Origin of the sequence: Paenibacillus rhizolycopersici, assembly GCF_014947195.2 — a bacterium.
In the GTDB taxonomy this organism is placed as follows: domain Bacteria; phylum Bacillota; class Bacilli; order Paenibacillales; family Paenibacillaceae; genus Fontibacillus; species Fontibacillus rhizolycopersici.
The window spans coordinates 168,096-194,393 of record NZ_JADCNN020000001.1 but is presented as its reverse complement, the minus strand read 5'-3'; the positions used below and the strand labels follow the sequence as shown (position 1 = coordinate 194,393).

Genomic DNA, 26,298 nt, shown 5'->3' with positions numbered 1-26,298 from the left:
ATGCGTGCAAGAGAATATCGACGTAACGGTATGGCGCATGTCGCTCGTCTCATACGCAAAAGACCGTCCGGGAATAAACGGACGGTCTCTCGCCTTACGGGGAATGAATCTGCGGATTAGTGGCAGCGTACCTGAATGTCCAGCGGATAGCGCCCGGCGTTCCGGCCGTACAGCGCCAGCCCGCCTTCCCCGGCACGCAGCTCCAGCCGGAAATGGCGGCTGCGATCCAGTTTGACGGCGATGCGCCCAGGTACCTTGATGCGGCAGAGATACCCGTACGAACCGGCCTCGTCCAAGCGGTTGTCCACCGGCTGGTAATGCCAAGACAATATGCCGCGGGCATCCGCCGGATCGTCGGGGAGGTGCACGCTTCCGACAGGCTCGCCGTCGATGCAAACCGTCACCTTGGATTCATGGCGGATTTCATCCGTCATGTAGTAGGTGTTCGGGTTGTATTCGACGTCTGCGGAAGCCCCGTGCATGTAGCCGATCCCGTGATCTTGCGTTTTGACGCCTTCGAGGTTGCGGGCGAGCACCCTTTTGGCGCCGGCTTCGAAGGCGATTTCGATGTCGCCGATCAGCGCATGCTCCTCCCGGTCCGGCAACCGAACCTCATACGTGAAGGCGCCCGCGCCCGCGCCGCTCGCCTTCGCTCCTAGAATTGACTCCCATTGCAGCGCAAACGTCTGTTGCGCAAAACCGCCCACCGGAACGCTTACTGTATGCACACCGACGGGGTCAGAAGCGGTGGCACCGCCGCGCACGTCGAACGCAGCGAAGTTGCGCGACACCGTCTCGCCTCCCTCGGCGACCAGCCGCAAGGCTAGCACCGCAACGGCGTCCTGCTTAGGCATCGCGATCTCGAGCGGAGCCAGCTCCGCCGCGCCGTAATCCTCCCAGGCGATCGCACGCTCGCCGCGGTCCGCCACGACGCGGATGCCAAGGTCGTCGTACCACAGCTCCCAAACAAGTTGGAGCGTGCGGCCGTGGTACCGGTCTGAGAAGCTGGAGCCAAGCAGGGGCACAGACACCTTCGCCCCGGCGGCGACCGTTTGCGATGGAGGCGCATCGATGACAATCCAATCCGGCGAATGCAGGTCGGTAAGCGACATACCCGGCACGAAACCGCCGTAACCGAAGTCTTTTTCCGTTCCGTCCAGCCGGTAATACCCGTTGAATTCGTTTGTCACGTCCCGAAACTCCGTGAATACGAAACCGCACATTTTATCATGACGGCGGAATTCGTTCAGCATGTAATGGTAATGCCAGGCCAGGTCGCTATCCCCCGCGCTGTGCTCGATGCCCCATACATTGCCGCATTCGCTGTTCATCAGGGGCGCGTCCGTCTGCGTTCGCCCGCCGATATAGTTAAACGACGACCCCGGATACGTGTTGGCCACCACATTGCCGATATGCTCACGCACCTTCTCGTACCCGTTCACGTAAAAATGCCACGTGTTCAAGTCCGTTTCGACATGGTCCCAGTTGCAGGCGGAATTATCCTCCACGAGGCGCGTCGGATCCGTCTCTTTGGCCCAGCGGTAAATCCCTTGAACCCACTGCTGGGTCTCGGGCAAATAATTCATGTTGCCCCATTCATCCCCGGTCAAGCTGCCGGCCGCTTTCCCCGATTTTAACCCCCACGTTTCGTTGAACATGATCCAGGCAAAAATCGACGGGTGATTGTAGTCCCGCTCGATGACCTCGCGCGCTTCGCTTTCGTAGGATGTCCGAGCTTTCGCGTCCGGCGCGCCCCAGAAGCAGGGCATATCCTGCATGATGAGCAGCCCCAGCTTATCCGCCCAATACAACTTGCGGGGTTCTTCCGGTTTGATGTGAATCCGGGCAAAGTTAAGCCCGAGTCGCTTCATCAGGTAAATTTCGTCCCGCATGTCCTCGTCGGTCGGATAGGTGAAATACCCGGTCGGGTGAAACGATTGGTCCAGCGCGCCATTCAGGTAAATCGGCTTTCCGTTCAACGTGATCCAGCGGTAATCCCGCTGCCCGAATCGGGCGGTGCCGATTTCTCGAATGCCGAAATATGTGGCGATCGTGTCTTCCTCGGAGGCAACCATCAGCCGCAGTTCCCCCTCATACAAGTGCGGCGTTTCCGGACTCCACAGCCGGGGCTCCGCCACCTTAAACGAGAGGTGGACCTTATTCTCGCCTGCGACCAACGTCAATTCTTCCGTATGCTCTACGGTCCCGTCCTGAAACCGCAGGGCGAGCTTAGCCGCCGAAGCTTCCTTGGCTATGATGCGGGCCGTCACTTCAACCTGGCCGTCGAGACACGTGTGGAACTTCGCATTCTGCACGTAGGTTTGCGGCCGCGCTTCCAGCCAGACCGGCTGCCAAATGCCGCGAATCTCGCCGTACCCCTGCTTGCCGCGTGCCTGATCGTCTCCGTCTGCATCCTCCGCGCGAACCAGGATCGTATTCTCCCCCTCCGCGTTCCAACAGTCCGTCACTTCAAACTCGAAATTGCCATATCCGCCTCGGTGCGATCCGGCATGGAAACCGTTAACCCAAACGTCGCACTGATAATCCACGGCCCCAAAATGGAGGAAAATCCGCGACCTGGACGCTTCCGGCCGCCAGATGACGGTTCGCCGGTACCAGCCGACGCCGGCTTCGTTGTTACCAATGCCGGACAACGGGCTAGACCAGGAAAACGGCACCTCGATCCGTTCCGAAAAATCCTTTGCTTCTCCATCCTCCCGGGACGTGCCGGGCCCTACGGCGATCGGCTCGAACTGGAACGACCAGGTCCCGTTCAGATTAAGCCAATCCGCACGCTGCCAATCCGGCCGGGGATGCTCCGGGCGTGGAATTGCGGTCGCTCCGGTCGTTAACGATGGTTTCGTCATCAAGTTTGCACACCTTTCCTTTTCAACTGGAACATGATTATTCGGATCATTTCGCCCCCATGATAGCACATATATTATATAATCACAATGTATATTATAAATTTACAATATAACGTTTTTGAGGTACACTGGCTACAGGTTTGATGCCGATACGTGTTTTGACTTTTTGACTACCGTTCGAAGAAAGGAATATTTAGATGAGTGAACCGTACCGTCAGGACACCCAACGCTATCCGGCCTCCCGGATTCTCGACGTGGCCAAAGCGTTGTCCGGGGACGTCCGCGTCCGCATCCTCGAAGCGTTGGGCAGGCAGCCGATGAGCATCAGCCAGTTGGCTGAATCGCTTGGCGTCGCCCAGCCGACCATTTCCATCAACGTACAGATCCTGGAGCAGGCTGAACTGATCGTCTCTTCCCCCGGGGCCAACCGGGAGAAAATCTGCTCGGTTACCTGCCGCTCCATTCTCCTGGAACTCCCGACCCAGCCGGGAGAAGGGCTCCATCATGTAGAAGAAATTCATATGCCCATCGGCATGTATTCCATCTGCTCGGTAAGCCCGCCATGCGGCATGGTCGGGCGCGATGCAGGCCTGATCGGCTCTCAGGATGATCCGAGGGCGTTTTACATGCCGGAGCGGACCGAGGCCGCGCTGTTATGGTTCGCCGAGGCGGGGTACGTCGAATACTACTTTGCCAATCCGCTGCCGCCAAGCGTAGAGCTGGAGGAACTCTGCATCCGGGCGGAGGTTTGTTCCGAGGCCCCGGGGTTCCGGGAAGATTGGCCTTCCGACATTACGGTCAGCGTGAACGGCATGCCGGTTGGCACCTGGACCAGTCCCGGCGATTTTGGCGAGCGCCAGGGCAAGCTGACATCCGAGAAGTGGAAAGGCGGCACCCAGTACGGACAGCTTACCGAATGGCGAGTGACCCCGGAAGGCAGCTTCGTCAACGGCGTTTCCGCCGGGCCTACCGCGATCTCCGGACTGGGCTTGGCGTTCAACGAGCCGATCCGCGTCCGCTTCGAGGTTCGCGAGGATGCCGCCAACCCACGCGGGCTTAACCTTTTCGGCAGCGGCTTTGGCGATTACCCGCAGGACATCGTGTTATCATTCACTCGCCGAACCTGATCATTTCCCATCGCAAAACCCCTACTCTGATTGTTAGAGCAGGGGTTTTGTGTTAGGTAATATAACATACACGGGGTATGTCGCGAAAAACCGAGGAAATTCCTCTTTACGCAACCCAAAACTTGGATTATGATACCAAAGTCATGGTACCTATTATCACATGAATTGTGGAGCGTCGGGGTAAACGCGCGGCACTCTTGAACCGATCAAACAAACGACTTCGTAATTGATCGTCCCCATCCAGGCGGCCACTTCGTCGATTGAAATCGACGCCTCCGCTCCATTTTCGCCGAAGATCACGACCTCGTCGCCCGCGCGGACGTTTTCCGCTTCGGTCACGTCCAGCATCGCCTGATCCATGCAGATCCGGCCGATGATCGGGACCCGCTGCCGGCGCACCAACGCGCAACCGCGATTGGACAGCGCCCGCGACAGGCCGTCAGCATACCCCACCGGAATGGTGGCGATGATTCGTTCCTTTGCCGCCCGGTACGTCCGGCCGTAGCCGACGGTGCGGCCCGGTTCGATCCGCTGGAGCGAGGCGATTTTCGACTTCAGCTGCATCGCCTGCCGCAGCGGATATTCCGGCAGCTGCAGCAGCGCGGAAGGATATAACCCGTACAACGCGATCCCCACCCGGATCATGTCGAGATGCATCCACGGAAAGCGCATGGCCGCGGCGCTATTGCAGCAATGCTTGATCGGGATGTGCAGGCCGACGGCTTCCAAAGCGTCGATGCAGGCTTCGAACCGTGCGAATTGTTCCATGGTAAACGCCGGATCGGGACCGTCCGCATCGGCAAAATGCGTAAACAAACCTTCCAGCACGACAAAGGGCGAGGCGGCCGCGGCTTGTGCGGCCATCCCGATCACCGCTTCGGCGGAAGGCAAGCCGATCCGGGTCATCCCGGTATCGTATTTCAAATGTATGCGGGCCTCGCACCCTTGTTTTCTCGCGCAAGCGATCGCTTCCCGCAGCACGTCCTCGGTATACACCGTGAGGGTAACCCCGTGCCGGACGGCCATTTCCACCCCATGCGGTGGCGTGTAGCCGAGCACGAGAATAGGCTGTGATATACCGGCGGCCCGAAGCTGCAGCGCTTCGTCGACGAGGGCAACGCCCAGGTATTCGGCGCCTGCGCGGATCGCGGCTTGCGCCGCCTGTACGGCTCCATGCCCATACCCGTTTGCCTTGACCACGGCCATCACCCTGCAGCCCTCGGCTGCCTGTTTACGAAACAGGCCCGCGTTATGGGCAATCGCATCCAGCGATACTTCCGCCCAGGTATCGCGGTAACCGGTGGATGAGAAGATCCTCGTTTGCGTTGTCGTCATCGCGTTTAACCTCTTTCCGTTATCGATTGATGATTTTGAAAATATCCATGTATCGGAGGTGCCCCCCCATGCGAGAAGATCAGGACGACCCATTCGAACCTTACTCCGACAATCTGGAACTGCTCGCGGAAAAAATCAGCGAAGCGCTGGGCCGTCCGGTCACGATCGAAGACGCGAACCACCGCCTGGTCGCCTACAGCTCGCACGTGCCGGAAACCGACGCGGCGAGGCTGGCCACCATCGTCGGCCGCCGCGTGCCCGATCAGGTCATCGGCAGCTTGTGGCGGGACGGCGTCATTCCCCGCCTGCTGGACAGCGAAACGCCGATCCGCATCGCCGCGATTAGCGAGGTGGGGCTGAGCGAACGGGTCGCGACCGCCATCCGCTCGGGCACTCGGGTTGTCGGGTTCATATGGGTGCTGGAGACCGAAAAGCCCTTCTCGGACCGGGAAATGGCCTTGTTAATGAAAGCGGCCCGAGCCGCCCGCACGAAAATGGCGCAATGGCAGCTCCAGCGCCATAAAGAAGACGAGGCGCATCGGGATTTTTTCTGGCAACTGCTGACCGGGCACCTAACCAATGAAGCCCTCATCCGGGATAAGGCCCACCGGATCGGAATCGCTCTCCCCCTGCAATTCCATGTGGTCATCCTGCAGTTTGCCGCCGAAGTTAAGGAACCCTGGCAGCAACAGGCGCTGGAGAAATTCGCCTCCATCTGCAGCAACAGCCGGGTCGTGCTGCGAGCCGTCGATAAAAATCAAGTGATCCTGCTGTGCGCCCCGATCGTGGCGGGCTCCATGGAGGGAATCGCAGGCCAACTCCAACTTCTCCAGCGGAACTTGCGTTCCTTTTTCAAAGCGGATTATGACGGACTGGCCAGCGGTTGTCTCTATAGCGAATATGGACGGCTGGAGGACAGCTACCGCGAGGCGTTGCTCCTGCTTCAGGTGAAACGGCGGTTCCCCTCGGAAACGGGCGACTTGGCAATGTACGGCGATCTCGGTTACTGTCGCTATCTGCCGCTTATCTGGCAGGAAACGCGGAAGCGAAGCAACGTTAACGCCCCGCTGGCCAGGTTGCGTACGTACGATTCGGAGCACCACAGCGAGCTGCTGCATACGCTGGAAGTTTTTTTGACGTATGACAGCAATGCCAAGACGGCCGCCGATGCGCTGCACATTCATGCGAATACGTTGAATTACCGGCTGAAACGAATCGCCGAAATCGGCCGGATTGACCTGGCCAGCATGGAGCAAAAAGTAACGTTGTACCTGGACCTGAAAGCCGAGCGTTTCGGCGACAGCCGCGATTTGTGAAATTTCACAAACACGGCGGTTTTTTTTCTTCGATCTCCACAAACAAAACCTGCCGTTCCTGTCCTATACTGATGTCAAATCTATTGACAGGTTTAGCCGATTTCTGGACAAAATAGGCTTTATGCCGGAATCGTCGTCAGCAAAATTGACGGAGGAGGAAACATCATGATCGTTGGAGTGCCGAAAGAAATCAAAAACAATGAAAACCGGGTGGCCCTGACCCCTTCGGGCGTCTACTCGCTGGTGAACGCGGGACATCAGGTGTTGATCGAGACGAACGCCGGGGCCGGCAGCGGCTTTGAAGATACGGAATACGCGGCCGCCGGGGCCAAGGTGATCGTGGGCGCGGCGGATGCTTGGTCCGCCGACCTGGTGATGAAGGTAAAGGAACCGCAGCCGTCGGAGTATGGCTTTTTCCGACAAGGCTTGATCCTGTTTACGTATTTGCATTTGGCTCCGGAGCCGGAGCTGACCCAGGCGCTAAAGGACCATGGCGTCACGGCCATCGCTTACGAAACGGTCGAAGTGAACAAAACGCTGCCGCTGTTAACGCCGATGAGCGAAGTCGCCGGGCGGATGTCGGTGCAAATCGGGGCGCAGTTTCTGGAGAAGCCGCAGGGGGGCAAAGGCATCCTGCTGGGCGGTGTGCCTGGCGTCAAGCGCGGCAAGGTGACGATCATCGGCGGAGGCGTCGTCGGGACGAATGCGGCCCGGGTAGCCATCGGCCTGGGCGCCGACGTGACGATCATCGATCTGAACGCGGATCGTCTGCGGCAGTTGGAAGACATCTTCGGCGCAAGCGTACAGACGTTGATGTCCAATCCGCAGCACATCGCCGAGGCGGTTGGCGAATCCGACCTGGTGATCGGTGCGGTGTTGATCCCCGGCGCCAAAGCGCCGAAGCTAGTCACGGAAAGCATGGTGAAGGCAATGCGTCCCGGCTCGGTCGTGGTGGACGTAGCCATCGACCAAGGCGGCATTTTCGAGACGGTCGACCGGATCACCACCCACTCCGATCCGACTTACGTGAAGCATGGCGTCGTCCACTACGCCGTGGCGAACATGCCGGGCGCGGTGCCGCGCACCTCGACGCTGGCGCTGGCCAATGCCACGCTGCCTTACGCGCTGGAGATCGCCTCGAAGGGTCTTTACGCGGCGCTTAGCGAACGAGCCGCGCTGCGCAAAGGAGTCAACGTCGCCGGCGGCGCGATTACGTACGCCTCCGTCGCACGAGACCTGCACTTCGAGTACGTCCCCGTCGAGCAGGTGCTGGAGCTGGCCGGGAACCCCGCCAACTAGGCGACCTTCGCAGCAACTTGCTTGATCCAAGAGATCCGTTCCTTTGCGGCGGGTCTCTTTTTGTGTCGGCAGCGCGTCTATAAAGAATGAAGGGCAGGAACACCGCTGCCCCGCTCGACCAGCGACAGCTCGATGATCCGGTCGAGCAGTTCGCCGTAACTCATACCGGCGGCTGCGGCGCTGCGGGGAAGCAAGCTGTTCGCCGTCATCCCCGGCAGCGTATTCACCTCAAGCACGTAAGGGATGCCGTCTTGGAGGATCATATCGACTCGGGCATACACACGGCATTGCAGCACCCGATAGCAGGCCAGCGCCGACTCCCGGACCCGCATTTCTACGTCGGACGGCAAGGTTATCGGCCGCTCCTCCGCCCCGCCGTCGCTGTATTTGGCTTCGTAGTCGAACCACTCCGCCCCATTGGCCTGGATGCCCAACACCGGAAGCAGCTCCCCATCCAGGATTGGACAGGTGATCTCTTGGCCGTTTACCAGAGACTCGACGATCACGGATGCGTCCCAACGGAACGCCTCCGTAAGCGCACCGCGCAACAACTCCGGCCGGTCGACGCGCTGTACGCCAATGCTGGAGCCTCCCGCATTCGGCTTGACGAAGAGGGGATACGCGAGTCCCGCCACCTCGTTTTCCCACGATCCGTCGGCCAATCTAGCCCGGTCCAGATAGGCCCAGTCCGCCGTAATCACGCCTTCGGCCCTTAGCAGCCGCTTCGTCAGGTTCTTATCCATGCACAAGCTGCTGGATAATACGCCGCTGCCGGAGTAGGGAATCCCTAGCGTCTCCAGCACGCCCTGCACCGTACCATCCTCGCCAAACGCACCATGCAGCGCAAGCAAAGCGAAGTCGATACCCCGCACCCGGTCGATTAATTCCTCCCGTCTCGTCACGTCAATCGGCACCACATCATACTTGTTTGGATTCAGCCGCCCCACGATTTCCTTCCCCGTCATCAGCGAAACCTCGCGTTCCGAGGAGACGCCGCCCATAATTACCCCTACTTTCATCCGATTCCTCTCCTTCAACCGTTGTTTAAGTCCAAGCCGCAAACAAGCGATCCGCAGCTAATTCTGATCCCCTAGCAGCTTCGAGGCCATTTCGCCGATCAAGCGAATTCCCCTCTCGATGTCCTCCTCTGACACGCGCGAGAAACCGATCCGCATCGTGTTCCTTCCCCTGCCGTCCACGTAAAACATATCTCCGGGCGTAAACAACACGCCCTGATTCGCGCAAAGCTCCAGCAACTCCCACGTATCGAACCCGTCCGGAAACTCCAGGAACAAATGTAAGCCCCCGCTGCCTGACAGCCGGGAATACGGCACCTCCCGTTCGCAGCAGGCTTTCGTCCATTCGTATTTTCGCCGGTATTCGGTCCGGGCCCGTTTCAAATATTTCTCCAGGTTGCCGTTCAGCAAATATTGATACAGCAGTGATTGGTCCAGCGTCGAAGTATGAATGCTGCGCGCCCGCTTGACGCTCTCCAGCACCTCGATCAGTTCCCGGTCCGCCAGCACCCAACCGACGCGAATGCCCGGAAACAACACCTTGGAGAAGCTCCCCAGGTACACCACCCCGTTCCCCTGCCCTGCCATCGCGATCAAAGGGGCAACATGGGAACCAGAGTACCTCAACTCCTCATTAAAGCCGTCCTCAATGATCGGTACGCGGTAGCGGCCAAGCAGCTCCAGCAGGGCCAGCCGTTTCTCGGCGGACGTCACGATGCCGGTTGGATTGTGGTAGGACGGCACCAGAAACGCGCCGTCGAACGCATGCTTGTTGAGTTCCCGTTCCAGTGCAGCCAAGTCCAGGCCGTCCGGTTCCATCGGAATGCCGGAGATCTCGAACCCGTGCCGCCGCAAATTTTTGATTGCGGTCTGGTGCGTCGGATTTTCGCATAGCATGCGCCCGCCCGCACCGCCATCCCGCCCGATCGCCGACAGGACGATGTCCAGCCCTTCGGTAAATCCACTGGTGATCAGCATATCCTTGCCCGTTAGATCCACGCCTTTGTGTTCCATATATTTAAGCAAATCATCAATGAGCGGTTTATATCCTTTGGCGTAACCATAGTTCAACAGGACACGGCCTTCCACTGCCATCCGATCCAAAAAAGCGCGTTTTACGTTCTCCAGATCAAACAGTTGCTCGTCAGGGGCGATGCTCGTAAACAATATCTTGCCTTTACCCGCCCGCAGGCCGGGCCAGCTGCGTTTCATATGGTCGAGCTCCACGGACAGCCGGGCTTGCCGGTTCATTCGTTCATGCCAATCCATTCGCCAGGCCGGGATGGCATGTGCCCCTGGTGTGGACACCTCGGCCACGAAGCTCCCCTTTCCCGTAACCGCGTATGCGAGTCCTTCGTCGGTTAATGCCTCGTAAGCGGCAATGATGCTGCCCCGGCTAACCCCTAGCAGCTCGGCCAGCTCCCGTGTCGACGGAAGCCGTTGACCCGCCTGCAAAGCCCCTTGCATCATCAGACGTTTGATATAATTTTTCACCTGCACATACACCGGCGCCTCGGCCACGAGTTTGAAATCATTAAACACTACTTATCGCCCCCACCCTCATGATGGCACATTCCAAGCCAAAAACAAAAGAACCACCCTCTCGCCTTTTTCGCAAGAAGGTGGTTCCCATCCTCTCGGGCCCCTGCCCGCTTACAGCATCACTTTACAAATGTCGTTCGTAAATTCAACCGGGTCGCTGACCGGCAATCCTTCGATCAAGAGCGCTTGATTGTACAACAGGTTCGTGTACAAAGCCAGCTTCTCCTTATCGCTGTCGTAAGCTTTCTTCAGTGACTGGAACACGTCATGGTTCACGTTGAGCTCCAGCACCTTGTCCGCCTTAACCGACTGTCCGTCCGCGCCAGGCATCGCATTCAGCACCTTTTCCATCTCGATCGTCAGCTCGCCTTCCGTCGATAGGCAGACCGGATGCGATTTCAGGCGTTTGGATGCTTTGACTTCCTTCACCTTGCCCGCCAGCAATTCCTTCATCGCCGCGAACAATTCCTTGTTCTCGTCCGCATCGGTTTTGTCTTCGGAAGCCTCGGCTTCGATCCCCAAGTCGCCGCTCGACACCGACTTGAATTCCTTGTCCTTGTATTTCATGATCATCTTGATCGCAAATTCGTCGATATCGTCGGTGAAATACAGAATCTCGTACCCTTTATCAAGCACCAGCTCGGTTTGCGGCAGCTTCTCCAGACGTTCCACCGATTCGCCGGCGGCATAGTAAATATACTTTTGGTCCTCCGGCATGCGGGAGACGTATTCATCTAGCGTGACGAGCTTCTTCTCCTTGGACGAAGTGAACAGCAGCAGATCCTGAAGCACGTCCTTGTTCATCCCATAGTCGTTGTACACGCCAAACTTCAGTTGACGGCCAAATGAAGCGTAAAACTTCTCGTATTTGTCGCGCCCATCCTTGAGCAGCGTCTGCAATTGGCTCTTGATCTTGCTCTGAATATTTTTCGCGATCGCCTTCAACTGACGGTCATGCTGCAGCATTTCCCGCGAAATGTTAAGCGAGAGATCCTCGGAATCCACCATCCCTTTGACGAAGCTGAAATAGTCCGGCAGCAGGTCGGCGCATTTGTTCATGATCAGCACGCCGTTTGAATACAGCTCCAGCCCTTTTTCGTATTCCTTGGTGTAATAGTCAAACGGCGTCGTCTCCGGAATGTACAAAATCGCATTGTACACGACCGCGCCATCCGCCTTGATATGGATATGCGATACCGGTTTGTCGAATCCGTAACGTTTTTCCATATAAAAGTTCTCATAATCCTCGTCCGTCAGCTCGGATTTGTTCTTGCGCCAGATCGGCACCATGCTGTTCACGGTCTGCTCTTCCGTATACGACTCGTATTCGCCTTCGCTGCCTTCCTTCGGCCGGTTGCTCGTGACGTCCATTTTGATCGGGTAACGGATGAAATCGGAATATTTCTTCACGATCGACTTCAGCCGGTATTCCTCGAGGTATTCGTCGTATTGATCGTCTTCGGTGTTCTCTTTGATCTGCAAAATAATGTCTGTGCCGACCTCCGCCTTCTCGCACGACTCAATCGTATATCCGTCAGCCCCCCGGGACTCCCACTTATAGGCTTCATCCGAGCCCAGCGCCCGGCTGATGACGGTAACCACGTCCGCGACCATGAACGCGGAATAGAAGCCCACGCCAAACTGCCCGATGATGTTATGGCCGTCCTTCAGCTCATTCTCGTTTTTGAATGCAAACGAGCCGCTGTTTGCGATAATGCCTAGATTGTTCTCCATCTCGTCCTTCGTCATCCCAATACCGGTATCGGAAATAATCAAGGTACGGGTTGCTTTGTCCGCCTGGATCTTGATAAAGTAATCGTCCTTGTTAAACACCAACTGGTCATCGGTTAACGCCCGGTAATAAATTTTATCGATGGCATCGCTGGCGTTTGAAATCAGCTCGCGCAGGAAAATCTCCCGCTGCGTATAAATCGAGTTGATCATCATTTCCAGCAATCTTTTCGATTCGGCTTTAAACTGCTTTTTCGCCATGAAACAAATCTCCTTTCGCCGCATGGGGTAACTTGTCTAACAATATATTAGCACTCTGAGGGACAGAGTGCTAATTCCTATTTTTTAGTTTATCGATCCAGAATTCGAGTGTCAATATGTTCTAGGGAAAGAGGGGGGTATAACCCGTTTGCTCCACTAAAGACTGACCTTGTGGGGACAAAATCCAATCGATCAGCTTCTCCACATTCGGATTGTCGCTGCCTGCCGTTACCGCGTAGAACTCCGCCGCTAACGGGTATTCGCCGCTGGCGATCGTCGCCCGCTCCGGCTTCACGCCGTCAATACTCAGCAGGCGGATATTCCCGTTTCGCACCATCTCGGTAGCATAAAACAGAAAGGTGTAGCCGAGCGCGTTTTTGTAATTGCGGTAATCCGCGGTCCGCGAAATGATGCCGCCCATCCCGGATTCGACATCCTCCTTGGGAGGTTTGGCCAGCTCCCGGCCGTCCATCACCCGGACCAGCATCGATTGACTTCCGCTATCCTCCGGCCGCTGAAACGCTCGGATGCTCCCCCCGTCCCCCCCCACTTCGCTCCAGCGGGTGATTTCTCCCGAGTAGATCCCGCGAATTTGCTCCGTCGTCAATCCGGACACCGGATTGGAGGCGTTGACAAAAAAAACGAACGCTTCACGGCCAATAGGGGTGAACTTCAATTCCTTGCCTTGTTTGCGGGCGGCAGCCTTTTGACCTTCCGACGGCGCAGCGACAAAGATGATATCCGCTTGGCCTTCGATGAGATTCTTATAAGCCACGGGCGTTGTATTCACCATGACTTCACTTTGATAAAGATCGTATTCTTGGCGCGGATACACCGCCTGCGCAAACGCGGCATACAGCGGATAAAGTGCCGTTGCCCCGTCCATCCGCGGCAGATCCTTCGTCAATGTCAATTCCGACGGTTCCGGCAACAATGCCAGCTTGCCTGTATCCCCGAACGGCCGGTACGGCTCCATGTTCACCTCCTGGTCGCTGACGACCGGAATCCGGTGATGATACGCCTCGCGGATCTCGTAACCCGCCGTCGTCAAGCCTCCCAAGACGACGATTGCAAGCATCGATACGTACAACTTGCGCCGGTGACGTGTTGGCAAGAACAAGAAGAAGGCCAGAAATAGGACCCCTACAGCTGTCGCGATCAGCACCAGTGGCGCGTAGAATATCGCGCCGCCCGAAATAGAAACGATCAATCCGGCAAAAAATCCGAGAAATATAAACACGCCGGATAAGAATACGAACAACACGATTTTCACCACAAGTTCTCCGCCTTGCCTGCTCATGCTTCAACAGCCTCCCTTGCTTCTTCCACGTCTCGGGTATAAATCGGCAATTGGATCGTAAACTTCGTCCCCGCGCCGGGTTCGCTTTGTACGTTCACCGTTCCGCCAAAGGAGAGAATGGCTTGGTAGGAGAAGGTCATGCCGAGTCCCGTCCCGGAGGATTTGGTGGAAAAATAGACCGAACCCAGCCGTTTGGCCTGTTCTTCGGTCATGCCGATTCCGTTATCCTGAATGGTTAACGTGACCTTGCGAGCTGCGATCTGCAGCCGCAAAGTAACCTTGCCGCGGGCATGCGACACTTCGGCGCACGCTTCAACGGCATTTTTGATAAAATTTACGAGCACTTGCTTCATTTTATCGGGATTGGCTAGAATCCACACCGTCTCCGGAGGATGGCTGATTTCGAGCAGCACGTTGTGCATATTGGCATACGGACTCATGACATCCTTCGTGATCCGCAGCAACTCCTCAAGGTCGGTAGGCTCCTGCTTATCGCCAATCGGCTTGGAAATGGCCAGATACTCGGACAGTATGTATTCCGTCCGGGCAATTTCACTCATGCAGATTTCAATGTAGCGCTCAATCCGCCCGCGGTCCGTTACGCCATCGCGAATCAGCGTGAGAAATCCCTTCACCGCAGTCAGTGGATTCCGCACTTCATGGACCAGCGAAGCCGCAACGTGGCTGATCGCCCGCACCCGCTCATTTTGCGCATAGCTAATGAACAACTCTTTATCAGTGACCGCTTTTCTGAACAGAGTAATCAGCAGCCAGCAGCCAACCAGGTTCTGCATCGGAATGACTAATAAGTGAAAGCTCAAGTTACGGATGACCGATTGCGGATTCTCCAGATAAACGAACAACAGAGGCGTTACGGAGAAGAACACACCAGCCAGTAATAAAACCAGTGATTTCCGTTCGGACTTCCGGTAAATACGGTAAAGCAGGTAAGAACCCGGGAACGTCACCAACATGATCACCATCGCAATAAACGTACCGTCGCCCCCGATATATAAACGGAACAGAACAAATTCCGCCAAGAGAGCGAACCCCGTCTGCAAGCCTCCAAAGATCAAACCAAAAAACATGATAGTATACCTAATGTCGTAAAAATAGCCGCTGACCACGCTAGCCCCGAAAGTCATGGAAATGAACAAACAAATCATGCTAGTGATCGCAATAAATTTTTGCGTGTAATTCTTGGACTGATCACGATAATACACGCTATACATGACAAACGGCATATGGGCAAAGAAGAGCTGAAGAATAATATCTTTCAGAATGGTCATGCGCGCTCCCCCTTCATCGGCTGATTGGGTTTCACCCTGTTATGTATATCCCTTTTATTCCATATTTCACCCCATAAACCCTTTTTCTCCGGCAACAAAACATGGATCGCGGATGTGTCTTTGGCATGCCTGCCTGTTTAGGCGCATAGGCTGTACAAGCAGGACTAGCCTGCCATTCCATCTTCCTGAAGGATGATTTAAGTGTCGACAAATCGCGCCCCGGTCCGGGCTTATTTTCTACGCCGTTTATGGCAAAAGAGTTCCCATATCTTTGCAGGCTCCTTAATTCAAGGCTTCGCCATGGGAGTATTCCTGTTTCCCCATTCGATCCCCTCCGGCGGTGGCGCAGGGATTGCCGTGCTGCTCAACTACTGGTTCGGGATGCCAATGAGCCTTGGCTTATGGCTGACCAATATCTCCTTTCTCCTCTTCGCCGTCCATTACTTGGGGCGGATCAGCGCAATCGGGACCATCATGGTCATCACGGTGACCTCGGTATCCGTTAATTATTTTGACGTTTACTTCCATAGCCCCTTTGCCAACGTATGGATTAACTTGTTCATTGGTTCTCTCTTTCTAGGTATCGGCATTTCCATCCTGTTTCGAGAACGGGTGACGAACGGCGGAATCGGCTTCGTCGCGCTCGCCATCGCCAAGCGGAAGAGGATCAACCCTGGATCTGCGTTGTTTTGGATGAACGGCGGCATTTTTCTTCTGACGGCTATCGTTATCGATTGGAAAATCATCATTCAAGCCTTACTCTGCCAATGGTTGTCCACTCGAATCGTCAAATGGCTGCATACCCCTTCGGTCATCGGGAAGCGCCCCTTATATTTCATGGCCTGGCGCAGGAAATGAGGTCGAGGACTCTGCCACTCCTCCGCCTCCCGGTCCTCCGCTCCTACCTTTGTTCCCCCTTTGCATGATTATCCCTATCGATCAGGGCGCCAAGGATGGCGGGGATTGGAAAAAAAGAAAAGAAGAGGGATTATTCCCCTGATTTTTAACTTGAAATAAGAACACATGTTTGGTATAATTTAACTAATGGCGAGAACGTATGTACGCATAAATTAATGGAGGGGGACGTCAATATGGAGGTTAATACAGGAATCATTGTTCAACCATTACACCGTTATAATCGTGAGCAGGACTGTATGGAGGCGCTGATCGCGATGAAGTGGCCGAACGGCTTTGTCTGCCCGAGATGTGCCTACACGCGTTGCAGCCAATTGACCTCCCGGCGTATCCCCCTATTCGAGTGCGGAAAGTGCGCGCATCAAACTTCGGCTTTGGTTGGCACCATTTTTGAAGGAACGCGCCTTCCACTGTTGAAGTGGTTTCACGCCCTGGAATTGTTCCTGCTCCCGGATGGGATCTCTGCAATGCGGTTGCACCGGGTCATTCGGGTTACTTACAAGACCGCTTGGTTGATGCTGCACAAAATACGCCATGCCGTTGGCGAATTCGACGCCCGCGAGATATTGAGCGGGGATGTGAAGGTGAATAGCGATACATATGGTTACGATCCATCCCGGTGTAAGCTTTCCCAACCCCATGCCTCGGCTGTTATAGCTGGCTGTACGGTGACGGAGTCGGGGGAGCCGGAACAGGTCAAAATCCAGCTAATCCCTCATAAGCGTGGAAGGGAAAATAGGGCAACCCGTCATGAACTCACCGCTTTCATCAATGATCATGTGGATGCCCGTATATCCGAAGTGCATTCGTTTCCTCTGGCCTTTCAACTGTATTCACCCTTGCGGAAAGTAGTCAGAGAAGCATGGGTGTCTTTGAAGAGTACATATATAGCCTTGGGACCAAAGCATTTGCAGGCGTATTTGAACGAGTATACCTTACGCCGCCGACTGTACTTGCTCGGTGCGAGAGAGGCGATGCACGAGAAATTGCTATGCCTGTGTGTGGCAATTCCGGCAATTCCTTATTCTCAACTGATCATGCATCATCCGAGCCGCCCTCTTTCCGCTGTAGCCTGATATGTAGCAACTTGACAACAGCGGGGATGGCTAATTGCCTTTCAACTTCCTTATCAGCTACCTAATTTCTGAAGTTATCATCCAGCGGCGGCGGCTTCTTTGCTCCCTGTCAGTTAGCTCGATTACTCTGAGCCTGATCGTACGGGATAATCATGCAAAGGGGTGCACAGAGGGGATTGGGAAGGGGCCACATAGGATCTATCTTCTATTTTTCTATCACCTTCCCTTGGTCCTTCATCGCTCGCCGGATAAAAAGGAGCGGCAGCAGGCCCATCGCAATAACGACAACGAGGAACAACGATAAACTTGTCTCCAGCCCTTCTGTTCCTCGCCGATAGATTCCGAATAGCAGCGCAACGCCGGAGATTCGCCCGGCGCTTAGTGCCATTTCTCGCCAAACCATCAGCTCGATACGAAGACGACCACCCTGGTCCCATCGGCTCACCGCATTAAAGGTTAGCGTATTAAACGGCGTGTCGAAGAACGGCCGGGCGACCGCGCTGATCACGCCGTACAATACCAGCGTCCAGGCCGCCAGATGCGCGGTGATCCCGAGCAGGGACACCCCCATCAACAGAGCGCCGAGGACGAGGTAACGCCAACGGTAACGATCGTGGCCGAAGCGGCCGATCAGGTAGAAGCTGGCGACGGAGAGCAACGTCGTGGCGAAAGCAAACCGGCCGGTGGCGTTCTCGCTGCCGGTCGCGAGGAACACCCAGAGCCAAATCGCGATCGTCAGTACACCGTCGCGAAAGGCTACGCCAACAAAGGCGCAGCTCAGGTGGCGCCACTCTCGATGTCGCAGCACCCCAAACAGGCTGCGCCATTCAAAAACGCCGGCAGCGGCCTGTTTCGGCAGCAACAGCGCCGCCCCCAGCGACAGCGCGAAGCACAGCAGGCTTGCAAGGAATACGGCGGCGTAGCCAGCCATCGACGGCAGGGATTCGACCAGCGCACCGGCGATCAGCGGCCCGGCCATGCCCGTCAGCGCGCCAGCCGCGCCGTTGATGCCGTTGAACCAATTGCGGTTACCCGCTTCGGTCACGTCGATGGATAAGACGTTCATCGACATCCAGTAGAAGCCCTGGCCGATCCCGTACATCAGTCCGAGCGGCAACAGGAACTGCGGCGATTCGCTTCCCGACAAGAGAACGACGACGTAGAACAGCATTTGCACCACGCTGCCAATCCACAGCGGTTTCGTGCGGTCCACGCGCTTACTGAGCCAGCCGGCTGCTACGAATGCCGGCAGCCAAACCAAATACGAAGCCAGGTTGAACAGCAGCGTTTGCGACATATCATTCGTCAATTTGTACCAGTATACATTGATAAAGATGTTGGACAAGGCGTTCCCTAACGCGTTCAGCGCGTTGACCGATAACAGCGCCTTGGCAGGACGGTCCAACATTGTCGTATTGCCGGATACGTGATGGGGATCCGTGATCGCCGGCTTCATACGGACTCGCCTACGGTTCCCTGCGCGATATAGACCGGATTGGTCAGGCAAGTCATGACCTCAAGGTCCCACTCGAGCAAGTATCGCCGCGCTTCCACACGGTAAAACAACCGATCCGCTGGCATTCGGCAAACGAGGTTTCGCTCGCCCCCCTCCACGGTCCATTCCTGCTCCAGGCCGTGGTTCGACCATAGGCTAACGCGATCTCCCTGTGCACCGCGAATCGTGATCAACAGCTCTACATCGACCCGTCCGGGCGCTGCCTCCAGTTCATCGCCTACGCCGACCCCGTCGGCCGTCAACGTGATGAAGGCATCGTCGGGCCCCATAGACAGCACCACCGCACCACGCCTTACGGCGTCAAGCACTGCCGCAACCGTCTCCTCAGCGACGTATACATGCGCCGTTGGCACTCCGTGCCGGACGAACGGATCGTCTCGGTGCGTATCGCTGCCGCCGACAGCCACGATGCGCCGGCCTTCGGCAAGGCGCTGCTGCCACCAGGCCACCGCCGTTTCGTTGAGCTCCCGCCACGGCCCGTTCCACACCTCAATCGCATCGAAAGGTACGTCGAAGCCAAGCTCCCATGGGCAGTCCGGGCAGAACGGGTGATTCAGCGAGACTAGCGCGCCTTTCTCTTGTGCTTGCCGGAGCTCCTTGGCCGCTGCTTCCGGAGTCAACACGCGGAAATCTGTCAACGCGTCCGGATGCCTGAGCAGGTTGGCATGGCCTTTATAGCTAGTCATCTCCACGCCGGGGATCAGCAGCAACGTTTCCTCCTGCGCCACTGAAAAGCGATTTTGCGAAGCGGTGTTGTGATCGGTGAGCGCGAGGAAATCGAGTCCTTTCTCCCGGCAGGAGGCCAGTGCCTCGCTGACTGTATAGCTTCCGTCACTGTGAACGGTATGGGCGTGCAAGTCGCCTTTAAGCCAATGCGGATGCTTTAAAGTAATCGTGATCTCAACCTCTACCAGTATCCCTTCGTCAGGGACCCGATAGGCACCTAGCAGCACCGCCCATTCTCCTGGATGGATGGGTCCGGCCAAATAACCGGGGGTTGCTTTTTCTAAACCTATCTGAAAACCGTTCCGCGCCCCGCCGCTCCAACCGATGATCCGGTCCGGTGAACGCAAGCCAAGGTCGACCACGGAACGATCGTTTTTTTCGTAGCGATATTGAACTTCGATGGACTCCGCCTCTTCCGGAACGGAAAAGGCGACCTCCGGATAACTCCGTTCTTGCTCTTGAACAAGCTGAATTTGAACTTGGTGCTCCAACCGATTCTTTGCCATAACCTAGCAGCATCCTTTCTATTCCTTGCTAGCTCCCAACATGATGCCCTTCATGAAAAACCGCTGCACAAACGGGTATACCGCAATCAGCGGGAGAATCGCGATCACGATGCCGGCCATCTTTACGTTGGTCGTCACCAGATAATTGCTCGACACGCTGCTCGTATCGATGATGATCGACTTCAGCGCGACCTGCAGCGTATACTTCATGCTGTCGTTAATGAAAATGAGCGGTGCCGTAAACATGTTCCAGCGTCCGACAAACTCGAACAGCGACACGGTGGCAAGTCCAGGCGCGGCCAAACGCAAATAGATTCTAGCGAAAATCCAGAAGTCTCCTGCCCCATCGATTCGGCCGGCTTCGGCAATCTCGTAAGGGATGCCCATGAAGAAGTTCCGCATCAGCAGGATCGAAAACCCGGACACCAACCCGGACAACACCAGTACCGTCAGCGTATTAATTAAATGAAAATCCTTATTTACCACGTACAGCGGAATCAGCACCGCTTCCTGCGGAATCATCATCGTTAGCAGAATAAACGTGATCATCCCCTTCTTTCCCGGCACATGCGGATGGATTAATACATACCCTGCCAGCGAAGACAGCAGTACGTGCAGGATCGTTCCGACTACGGTAACGATCGCGCTGTTCAGGAACGGCCGCCATAGGTCAAGGCTCTCCCAAATCGTCCGGTAGCCCTCCGCGCTGAACTCCGCCGGAAACAGTACGATATCCGGCTGCATCGAGGCAAGCCCCGACGAAAACGACAAAGCTAGCACGTTGAGAAAAGGAACGACCATCACAAGCATCATCAGCAGCAGAAAAAGCAGATTTATGGCGTCAAACCATTTATTTTTCCAACCCAAACGTTCGAAGCGTTCGCTCCCCATCGTTATCCCACCTCGTCAAATCGGGTTAATTTGCGCACGACCAACGTCAGCGCCAGGGTGAACAGCAGTACCAGAAAGCTGGCGGCTGCGGCTACGCCGACCTGCATGTTCATGATCCCTTTTTCAAACGTATACACCATCAATACATCGACATCCGGAGCGGTAGATGGATTGCGCAGCACAAATACCTGATCAAAGATCCGCAACACGCCCATCGTATTCAGCAGCAAAACAACCTTCATCGTTCCCAGTAACTGGGGCAGCGTTACGTAACGAACCTGCTGCCAACGGGATGCCCCATCCATGCGCGCCGCTTCGTAGAGAGACGGATTAATCGTCACGATCCCGGCCATGAACAAGATACAGTTATAGCCCATGTCCTTCCAGGTCGCCACGAGGATCATCACCAAGCGGGCCCAAAATGACTCAGCCAGAAAATGAATCGGCGGCATGCCTGCCCAGCGCTGCAGCAATAGATTAACCAGCCCGGTATCGGGAGACAGCAGGAAAATCCAGATTCCCCCGACGATTACCCAGGACAGTAAATGAGGAATGTAGAGCACCATTTGGGCTGTTTTTTTGAAACGGGCATGCAGCACTTCGTTTAAGGACAACGCTAGCACCAGAGGAGCGACAAAACCGAAAGCCAGGATGCCTCCCCCGATCACCAGTGTGTTCGTCAGCGACTTCCAGAAGAACGGGTCATGCCAGACCTGCGAATAATTCGCAAGCCCGGCATATGGACCGTCCCCCATGAGTCGATAATCCTGAAAGCTGACCTGCAGCCCTTTAACGAGCGGATAATAACCATAGATGAGAAAATAGATGGCTACCGGGATCATCATGAGATATAAAGCTGCATGTTTTCGAAGAGCTTTCATGGTTATCGTCACATCCTATCTTTGGCCTATTCGTCGATGAGATTAGCTGCTTTCAGTTCCTTCTGCATTTGGCTCACCGCATCAGCCGCCGTCATTTCTCCGGACATGGCCTTCAGGGCGTAATTCTGCACGATTTTCTCTGCGTCGGCCCACTCCGGCAAGGACAGCTCCAAAGTGGCGTACTGCTTGACCAGATCCTGCGCTTCTTGAACCCCCGGCAGCTTGCCGAACGGCGGCTTCACGGTTTCGTTGTACCAGAACGGTACGCCGTGGTCCATGTTATGCTCTTTGCCAGTCGCAGTCAGTGTGTACTGGTCGCCGTCCTTCGTGTAATCATCGCCTTCGATCCCCAGGCTGCCCAACGTAATTCCCGCTTCGGTGTGCCAAAACTCCAAGAACTTCTTCGCCGCATCCGGGTGCTCGGCATTCACTGGCATCATCCAGTAGTCCGGATCCCCGCGGCGCATCAGCAGGCTGCCATCCGGTCCTGTTGCACTGGCCAAAGCTTTGGCCTCAAACGTGGTGTTCGGGTCGGCTTCCTTCCGCGTGCTGTTGAACATCCCGACCCAGGCATCCCAATACGTGACCATGCCGACGCGGTCGGTCAGGAACAGGTTGCGCATCTTGCCCGTATCGTTCGTGACGAAGTTCGGGTCCATGATGCCTTCCTTAGTCAGCTTAGCAAACCATTCGTACATCGGGATTGCCGCATCCGACGCATACGGAATCGTCCGTTTTCCGTCCTTCAGCACGTAACGATATTTCAACCCGGCCGCGCTCATGAAGCCTTGAATATCATACAGGCCGGAGGTGCTAAGCCCGTATGTATCGGCTTTGCCGTTACCGTCCGGGTCCTGCTCCTTGAACGCCTTCAGCACGTTATAATAGTCGTCAAGCGTTTTGGGCTCCTGCAGGTTCAGCTTGTCCAGCCAGTCCTTGCGGCCGATCGGCATCGTACCGCCTTGAAACTTGGAGAATACGGCGTAGATGTTACCGTCTTGACCTTTCAGTTGATCCCATTCCGCGGATGGAACGACGCTTGGATCTGACAATTGGCTCGAACCTTGCACGAAATCCGTTAAGTTAGTCAGCGCGCCTTGTTCGACGAAGCTGTTCAGCTTGCCGAGGTCGCTGCCTTCGATGAGGTCGTATTTCTCACCGGAACCTAGCGCTGTCAGCACCTTTTGGTCATAGTCGCTGGCCGGGCGCTCAATTGTCACGTCGATACCCGTTAACCGTTTGATTTCCTGCTCAAATTTGGCGTTCTCCTCCGGCGTTTTTCCGCCTACGTTGGCGGACAAGATGCGCAGCTTCATGTCCCCTGCCGGCGTTTCCGATGGCGCTCCGGTTGAAGCGCTGTTTTGCGTTTCGTCCGTCCCGCCATTCGCCGAGGTACCGTTATTAGGTGTATTTCCGCCGCAGGCCGACAGCAGCATCGAACCAATCGCCAGCAGCGCCATGAGATGAGTCGCTTTCCTTTTCACTGGATGATTTCCTCCTTGGTTTCTCTTCTAGATTCCTATCCTATCCTAGGGTTGATGCGCAGGAGCCACGTACCACGATCTCTGCCGGAATTAGCGTTCGTTTGGCGAGACGCTTGCCGGTTTCGAGCTGCTCCAGCAAAAGCAGCATGGACTCCTGCCCCAGTTGGTCGGCATGAAGCCGAACCCCGGTGAGGGGCGGTGAAAATTCCTGCGCCAATGGGCTGTCGTAAGCGAAGGACAACACGGACAGTTGCTCCGGTATGCTTAGGCCAAGCCGCTCCGCGGCCTGGTACACGCCTAGCGCCATCGAGTCGGTGTCGGCAAGAACCGCTGTGATGCCGGGATCCGCACGCAGTTGGGCCAACACCGTATCGCAGCCAAACGTCATCGACGAGGTGATTCCGTCTGGCTTGTGTACGATCATGTCCCTCGGAGGCGTTAAGCCTGCCTGCTCAAACGCATTCAGGTAGCCTTGTCCGCGGTCAACCGCCACGGTACGGTTCGCCGGAGCATTCAGAAACAGGATGCGACGGTGCCCAAGCGACATCAGGTACTGTGTCGCTTTCGCAGCGATACCGACATTATCGTTGTCGACATAACAGACACGGGACTCGTCCTCCTCCGACGGACGACCGATGACAACGATGGGAAGGTCCCGCTGTAAGCAATCCTCAATTCGGGAATCACCGATCACCGCATCAAGGATAATCTCGCCGTCCACCGGATCGGAGGCGATGTGTTCCACCTGATTTTTGTAGGTAGAAGACACGTTGTTGATTAACAGGCGATACCCTTGCTCATAACATACGGGCAGCACCCCGTTGAGCAGCGAATACTGAAACTGGTTCAGCTTCGCCTTCTGTTCGCCCCGCATATTCAGGCCGACGATGCGCGTCGTTTTGTTCACCAGACTACGGGCCCAGTAGTTTGGTCGGTAATTCAGCTCTTTTGCCACCCGGAGAACCTCTGCCGTCACTTCCTTGCTGATCGGGCGTTTTTTGCTGAACACACTGGATACCGTGCTCTTTGATACCCCCGCCGCCTTTGCCACATCATCAATCGTTGCCAAGGTCACTCGATCCTCTCTACAATTCGTACTAGTACGAACCTAGATTAAACCGGTTTTGTTAAAACCGTTTCGTCTTCCCGTCTGAAGTTTGTAAAATTGCAGCGCTGCGGTCTGTAAAACCGGTTTAACTGAAATGAATAGATTGCACAAAAAAAACGGCCAATCGGCCGTTTTTCATCGATAGAAAATGAATGTGTCTCGCAATCTCTAACTCTAGTTATGGGTGACAACGGCGCCGGATCCGCCGTACATTTCGATGGGCTCGGCAAACTCCAGCTTCAGGACAGTGACCTGCGCATGGCAATCCTCCGGCGTCATATATATCCACGTCGTACCCGGAATGTTAAACCAAGGCACACCACCATGGATGTCATAGTTCAGCTCCTTGCCCGTATGGAGGACGGTGATTTTGCGGATTGGATTGCATAATCCCTTTAAGCAGACGCTTTCCTTCGGATCATCGTAAACGAATAGATACAACGTCCTCCGGTCTTTGCTGAGCGTGCTTCCGCCTAACCAATACCGGGTCATGATCCCTTCGGCGGTTCCATACACCGCTTCTTCGTGCGTTCGAATCCAATCGCCCAATCCAAGCAGGATATCGACTTGTCTCGAATCGATCGTCCCGTCCTCGCGGGGACCGATATTGAGCAGCATGTTGCCGCCCATGGAAATACAGTCGCAGAACATCCGGATCATTTGGTTTAACGATTTATAGTTGTGGTCCTTCGGTTGATAACCCCAAGACGTATTGATCGTCGTGCAGAACTCCCAAGGTCCTTCGGGTCTTGTGATCGGCAGCCCTTGCTCCGGCGTTTTGTAGTCTCCATGGCCGGCTAGGCGCGAATTGAAGATGAGATCCGGGTTAAAGGAGCGAAGATAAGTTTTAAACTCCGGCAATCCCCACTGCTCCGCGCTGCGTTCCCAGTCTCCGTCGAACCAGAGTAAATCAACTGCGCCGTACCTCGTTAAAATCTCCTTCAGCTGATTCCGATTGAACTCTAGGAAGCTCTGCCATCTCTCCTCGTCCTGGATGCCGTCCAGCGGCTCCGAGAAACGGTTAACCTGGTTCAAATCCTCAGGCACGACTCCGCTTGGATACACGCTAGGGTAGTCCGGATGCGACCAGTCGATCAGCGAATAGTACATGCCAAGCCGAATTCCCCGTTTCTTGATCGCTTCGGCATACTCCTTAACGATGTCGCGTTCGGCCGGCGTTCGCTTCACCACGCTCAAGCCGCTGTATTGAGTATCAAACAGCGCTACGCCATCATGATGTTTCGTCGTCAACACCGCGTATTTGGCCCCGGAGCGCTCGATCAATTCGGCCCACTGGTCCGCATCGAACCGGGACGCCGTAAAACCGTTCAGCTGCTTCATGTATTCCTCATACGAGATCACGCCATTATGGAAAGACCAGGATTCCGAAACGCCATCAACCGCGTAGATTCCGTAATGAATAAAAATTCCCAACTTGGCATCTTCAAACCATGGCCGCATCGTCATGCCCCCTAATGTTATTTTTCTCTCTAACGATAGGCTTTGGGGGTTTGAACGGTAAATATGTTGTTTTTACGATAGGTATGTCGTTTTTGGAAAGTGCTTACTGGTTTACCTTTGCAAAGAATGCCTTGAGCTCGCTTTTAACCTCCGCATCCATATGATGCCAGCGTATGCCCCGAATGGCTCCTTCCAACGCATAAAGCATGTTCAGGCATGCCGTAGGATCTTGAAGCTTAATTCTTACAAAGGCTTCTTTGCTGCCCATCGCATAAAGCTGATCCGGCGTGTCCAGTCCGGCTTGCCGCAATTTACGCGTAATTACCGTACTGATATTAGTGAGGTCCTGAAGTTGAAGTTGCCGTTTTAAAGTACCCATTCCCATCCCTACCCTTCCCGTAGTTGCTCCTGCCAAGCCGGCAGCCGCGCCATCAGGCTTCGAGCGGTGGACCTGGCCGCCTGAGCGTCCAGCCCTTGAGTACGAACCATAAAGTCGGTCATAGATTTCAACTTCTCCTCCAACGACTGCATCGTACCATCTGGTCTCGCGCAGTGTACGCAGTAATCCTTACTCGTGTCGCTTAAGGCGAACTCGGACGGCTCTTGCATGGGCATGCCGCAGGCAATACAACTTTTCATCTTAAACACTCC

Annotated in this window: 21 protein-coding genes; 5 read left to right on the top strand and 16 right to left on the bottom strand. The window is 55.6% G+C overall.

From position 1 onward, the window contains the following. Window positions 1-116: 116 nt before the first annotated feature. Complete coding sequence (locus IM700_RS00860) at window positions 117-2,867, bottom strand: glycoside hydrolase family 2 protein (protein WP_193415655.1); 2,751 nt, start codon at window positions 2,865-2,867, stop codon at window positions 117-119. Window positions 2,868-3,064: 197 nt separating this feature from the next. Between IM700_RS00860 and IM700_RS00855 the strand changes: the two genes are divergently transcribed. Continuing rightward, window positions 3,065-3,994, top strand: coding sequence for an ArsR/SmtB family transcription factor (locus IM700_RS00855; protein ID WP_155608303.1), 930 nt, complete (start codon window positions 3,065-3,067; stop codon window positions 3,992-3,994). A 156-nt stretch (window positions 3,995-4,150) separates the two neighbouring features. Here IM700_RS00855 and alr read toward each other — a convergent pair whose 3' ends face one another. Then, window positions 4,151-5,329 carry an alanine racemase gene (alr, locus tag IM700_RS00850; protein ID WP_193415656.1) on the bottom strand — a complete coding sequence of 393 codons (1,179 nt, stop codon included), beginning with the start codon at window positions 5,327-5,329 and terminating at the stop codon, window positions 4,151-4,153. 68 nt (window positions 5,330-5,397) lie between these two features. On the opposite strand from alr, the gene IM700_RS00845 reads away from it, so the two are divergent. Together IM700_RS00845 and ald are read left to right on the top strand one after the other, a co-directional pair. After that, the gene (locus tag IM700_RS00845) at window positions 5,398-6,645 is read left to right on the top strand and encodes a PucR family transcriptional regulator (protein ID WP_193415657.1); all 1,248 of its coding nucleotides are present in this window, start codon (window positions 5,398-5,400) and stop codon (window positions 6,643-6,645) included. Between the two features lie 165 nt (window positions 6,646-6,810). Beyond that, window positions 6,811-7,944 (top strand): alanine dehydrogenase, encoded by a 1,134-nt coding sequence (gene ald / locus IM700_RS00840; RefSeq protein ID WP_193415658.1) that lies wholly within the window; start codon window positions 6,811-6,813, stop codon window positions 7,942-7,944. Window positions 7,945-8,021: 77 nt separating this feature from the next. Here ald and IM700_RS00835 read toward each other — a convergent pair whose 3' ends face one another. The 5 genes from IM700_RS00835 to IM700_RS00815 form a co-directional block, all read right to left on the bottom strand. Continuing rightward, window positions 8,022-8,963, bottom strand: coding sequence for a D-alanine--D-alanine ligase (locus IM700_RS00835; protein WP_193415659.1), 942 nt, complete (start codon window positions 8,961-8,963; stop codon window positions 8,022-8,024). Between the two features lie 57 nt (window positions 8,964-9,020). Next, on the bottom strand, window positions 9,021-10,502 hold the full coding sequence (locus IM700_RS00830; RefSeq protein ID WP_193415660.1) for an aminotransferase class I/II-fold pyridoxal phosphate-dependent enzyme: 1,482 nt from the start codon (window positions 10,500-10,502) through the stop codon (window positions 9,021-9,023). 111 nt (window positions 10,503-10,613) lie between these two features. Next, entirely contained in the window at window positions 10,614-12,494 is a 1,881-nt protein-coding gene (htpG, locus tag IM700_RS00825) for a molecular chaperone HtpG (protein WP_193415661.1), read from the bottom strand. A 121-nt stretch (window positions 12,495-12,615) separates the two neighbouring features. Beyond that, entirely contained in the window at window positions 12,616-13,794 is a 1,179-nt protein-coding gene (locus IM700_RS00820) for a PstS family phosphate ABC transporter substrate-binding protein (RefSeq protein ID WP_193415662.1), read from the bottom strand. Continuing rightward, a complete protein-coding gene (locus IM700_RS00815; RefSeq protein WP_193415663.1) occupies window positions 13,791-15,083 on the bottom strand; it encodes a sensor histidine kinase in 1,293 nt (430 codons plus the stop codon). Before IM700_RS00815 ends, IM700_RS00820 begins: the two co-directional genes overlap by 4 nt. 201 nt (window positions 15,084-15,284) lie before the next feature. On the opposite strand from IM700_RS00815, the gene IM700_RS00810 reads away from it, so the two are divergent. Beyond that, window positions 15,285-15,941, top strand: a complete 657-nt coding sequence (locus IM700_RS00810) for a YitT family protein (RefSeq protein ID WP_336244861.1) — start codon at window positions 15,285-15,287, stop codon at window positions 15,939-15,941. Between the two features lie 233 nt (window positions 15,942-16,174). After that, window positions 16,175-17,074 carry a transposase gene (locus tag IM700_RS00805; RefSeq protein WP_193415664.1) on the top strand — a complete coding sequence of 300 codons (900 nt, stop codon included), beginning with the start codon at window positions 16,175-16,177 and terminating at the stop codon, window positions 17,072-17,074. A 205-nt stretch (window positions 17,075-17,279) separates the two neighbouring features. Here IM700_RS00805 and IM700_RS00800 read toward each other — a convergent pair whose 3' ends face one another. The 9 genes from IM700_RS00800 to IM700_RS00760 all read right to left on the bottom strand — a co-directional run bounded on the left by IM700_RS00800 (window position 17,280) and on the right by IM700_RS00760 (window position 26,286). Then, the gene (locus IM700_RS00800) at window positions 17,280-18,530 is read right to left on the bottom strand and encodes an MFS transporter (protein WP_193415665.1); all 1,251 of its coding nucleotides are present in this window, start codon (window positions 18,528-18,530) and stop codon (window positions 17,280-17,282) included. Continuing rightward, window positions 18,527-19,822, bottom strand: coding sequence for a CehA/McbA family metallohydrolase (locus IM700_RS00795; RefSeq protein WP_193415666.1), 1,296 nt, complete (start codon window positions 19,820-19,822; stop codon window positions 18,527-18,529). The genes IM700_RS00800 and IM700_RS00795 overlap by 4 nt, the downstream gene beginning before the upstream one ends. A gap of 18 nt (window positions 19,823-19,840) precedes the next feature. Further along, window positions 19,841-20,713, bottom strand: coding sequence for a carbohydrate ABC transporter permease (locus IM700_RS00790; protein ID WP_155608314.1), 873 nt, complete (start codon window positions 20,711-20,713; stop codon window positions 19,841-19,843). 2 nt (window positions 20,714-20,715) lie between these two features. Beyond that, window positions 20,716-21,594 carry an ABC transporter permease subunit gene (locus IM700_RS00785; protein ID WP_193415667.1) on the bottom strand — a complete coding sequence of 293 codons (879 nt, stop codon included), beginning with the start codon at window positions 21,592-21,594 and terminating at the stop codon, window positions 20,716-20,718. Between the two features lie 26 nt (window positions 21,595-21,620). Next, the gene (locus tag IM700_RS00780; protein WP_336244860.1) at window positions 21,621-23,078 is read right to left on the bottom strand and encodes an extracellular solute-binding protein; all 1,458 of its coding nucleotides are present in this window, start codon (window positions 23,076-23,078) and stop codon (window positions 21,621-21,623) included. A gap of 40 nt (window positions 23,079-23,118) precedes the next feature. Beyond that, window positions 23,119-24,147: a LacI family DNA-binding transcriptional regulator gene (locus IM700_RS00775; RefSeq protein WP_193415668.1), complete on the bottom strand. Its 1,029-nt coding sequence runs from the start codon at window positions 24,145-24,147 to the stop codon at window positions 23,119-23,121. A 213-nt stretch (window positions 24,148-24,360) separates the two neighbouring features. Continuing rightward, window positions 24,361-25,647 (bottom strand): alpha-L-fucosidase, encoded by a 1,287-nt coding sequence (locus tag IM700_RS00770; protein ID WP_193415669.1) that lies wholly within the window; start codon window positions 25,645-25,647, stop codon window positions 24,361-24,363. A gap of 103 nt (window positions 25,648-25,750) precedes the next feature. After that, window positions 25,751-26,032, bottom strand: coding sequence for a TfoX/Sxy family protein (locus IM700_RS00765; RefSeq protein ID WP_239483474.1), 282 nt, complete (start codon window positions 26,030-26,032; stop codon window positions 25,751-25,753). A 2-nt stretch (window positions 26,033-26,034) separates the two neighbouring features. Next, window positions 26,035-26,286 (bottom strand): zinc ribbon domain-containing protein, encoded by a 252-nt coding sequence (locus IM700_RS00760; protein ID WP_193415670.1) that lies wholly within the window; start codon window positions 26,284-26,286, stop codon window positions 26,035-26,037. Window positions 26,287-26,298: the final 12 nt, after the last annotated feature.

Excerpts from the sequence above, each read along its gene's own strand:
- alr (WP_193415656.1), bottom strand. The coding sequence starts at position 5,329 with ATGACGACAACGCAAACGAGGATCTTCTCATCCACCGGTTACCGCGAT.
- htpG (WP_193415661.1), bottom strand. The coding sequence starts at position 12,494 with ATGGCGAAAAAGCAGTTTAAAGCCGAATCGAAAAGATTGCTGGAAATG.
- IM700_RS00765 (WP_239483474.1), bottom strand. The coding sequence starts at position 26,032 with ATGGGAATGGGTACTTTAAAACGGCAACTTCAACTTCAGGACCTCACT.
- IM700_RS00820 (WP_193415662.1), bottom strand. The coding sequence starts at position 13,794 with ATGAGCAGGCAAGGCGGAGAACTTGTGGTGAAAATCGTGTTGTTCGTA.
- IM700_RS00790 (WP_155608314.1), bottom strand. The coding sequence starts at position 20,713 with ATGGGGAGCGAACGCTTCGAACGTTTGGGTTGGAAAAATAAATGGTTT.
- IM700_RS00845 (WP_193415657.1), top strand. The coding sequence starts at position 5,398 with ATGCGAGAAGATCAGGACGACCCATTCGAACCTTACTCCGACAATCTG.
- IM700_RS00860 (WP_193415655.1), bottom strand. The coding sequence starts at position 2,867 with ATGACGAAACCATCGTTAACGACCGGAGCGACCGCAATTCCACGCCCG.
- IM700_RS00800 (WP_193415665.1), bottom strand. The coding sequence starts at position 18,530 with ATGAAGCCGGCGATCACGGATCCCCATCACGTATCCGGCAATACGACA.
- IM700_RS00760 (WP_193415670.1), bottom strand. The coding sequence starts at position 26,286 with ATGAAAAGTTGTATTGCCTGCGGCATGCCCATGCAAGAGCCGTCCGAG.
- IM700_RS00835 (WP_193415659.1), bottom strand. The coding sequence starts at position 8,963 with ATGAAAGTAGGGGTAATTATGGGCGGCGTCTCCTCGGAACGCGAGGTT.
- IM700_RS00855 (WP_155608303.1), top strand. The coding sequence starts at position 3,065 with ATGAGTGAACCGTACCGTCAGGACACCCAACGCTATCCGGCCTCCCGG.
- ald (WP_193415658.1), top strand. The coding sequence starts at position 6,811 with ATGATCGTTGGAGTGCCGAAAGAAATCAAAAACAATGAAAACCGGGTG.
- IM700_RS00805 (WP_193415664.1), top strand. The coding sequence starts at position 16,175 with ATGGAGGTTAATACAGGAATCATTGTTCAACCATTACACCGTTATAAT.
- IM700_RS00795 (WP_193415666.1), bottom strand. The coding sequence starts at position 19,822 with ATGGCAAAGAATCGGTTGGAGCACCAAGTTCAAATTCAGCTTGTTCAA.
- IM700_RS00815 (WP_193415663.1), bottom strand. The coding sequence starts at position 15,083 with ATGACCATTCTGAAAGATATTATTCTTCAGCTCTTCTTTGCCCATATG.
- IM700_RS00785 (WP_193415667.1), bottom strand. The coding sequence starts at position 21,594 with ATGAAAGCTCTTCGAAAACATGCAGCTTTATATCTCATGATGATCCCG.
- IM700_RS00770 (WP_193415669.1), bottom strand. The coding sequence starts at position 25,647 with ATGCGGCCATGGTTTGAAGATGCCAAGTTGGGAATTTTTATTCATTAC.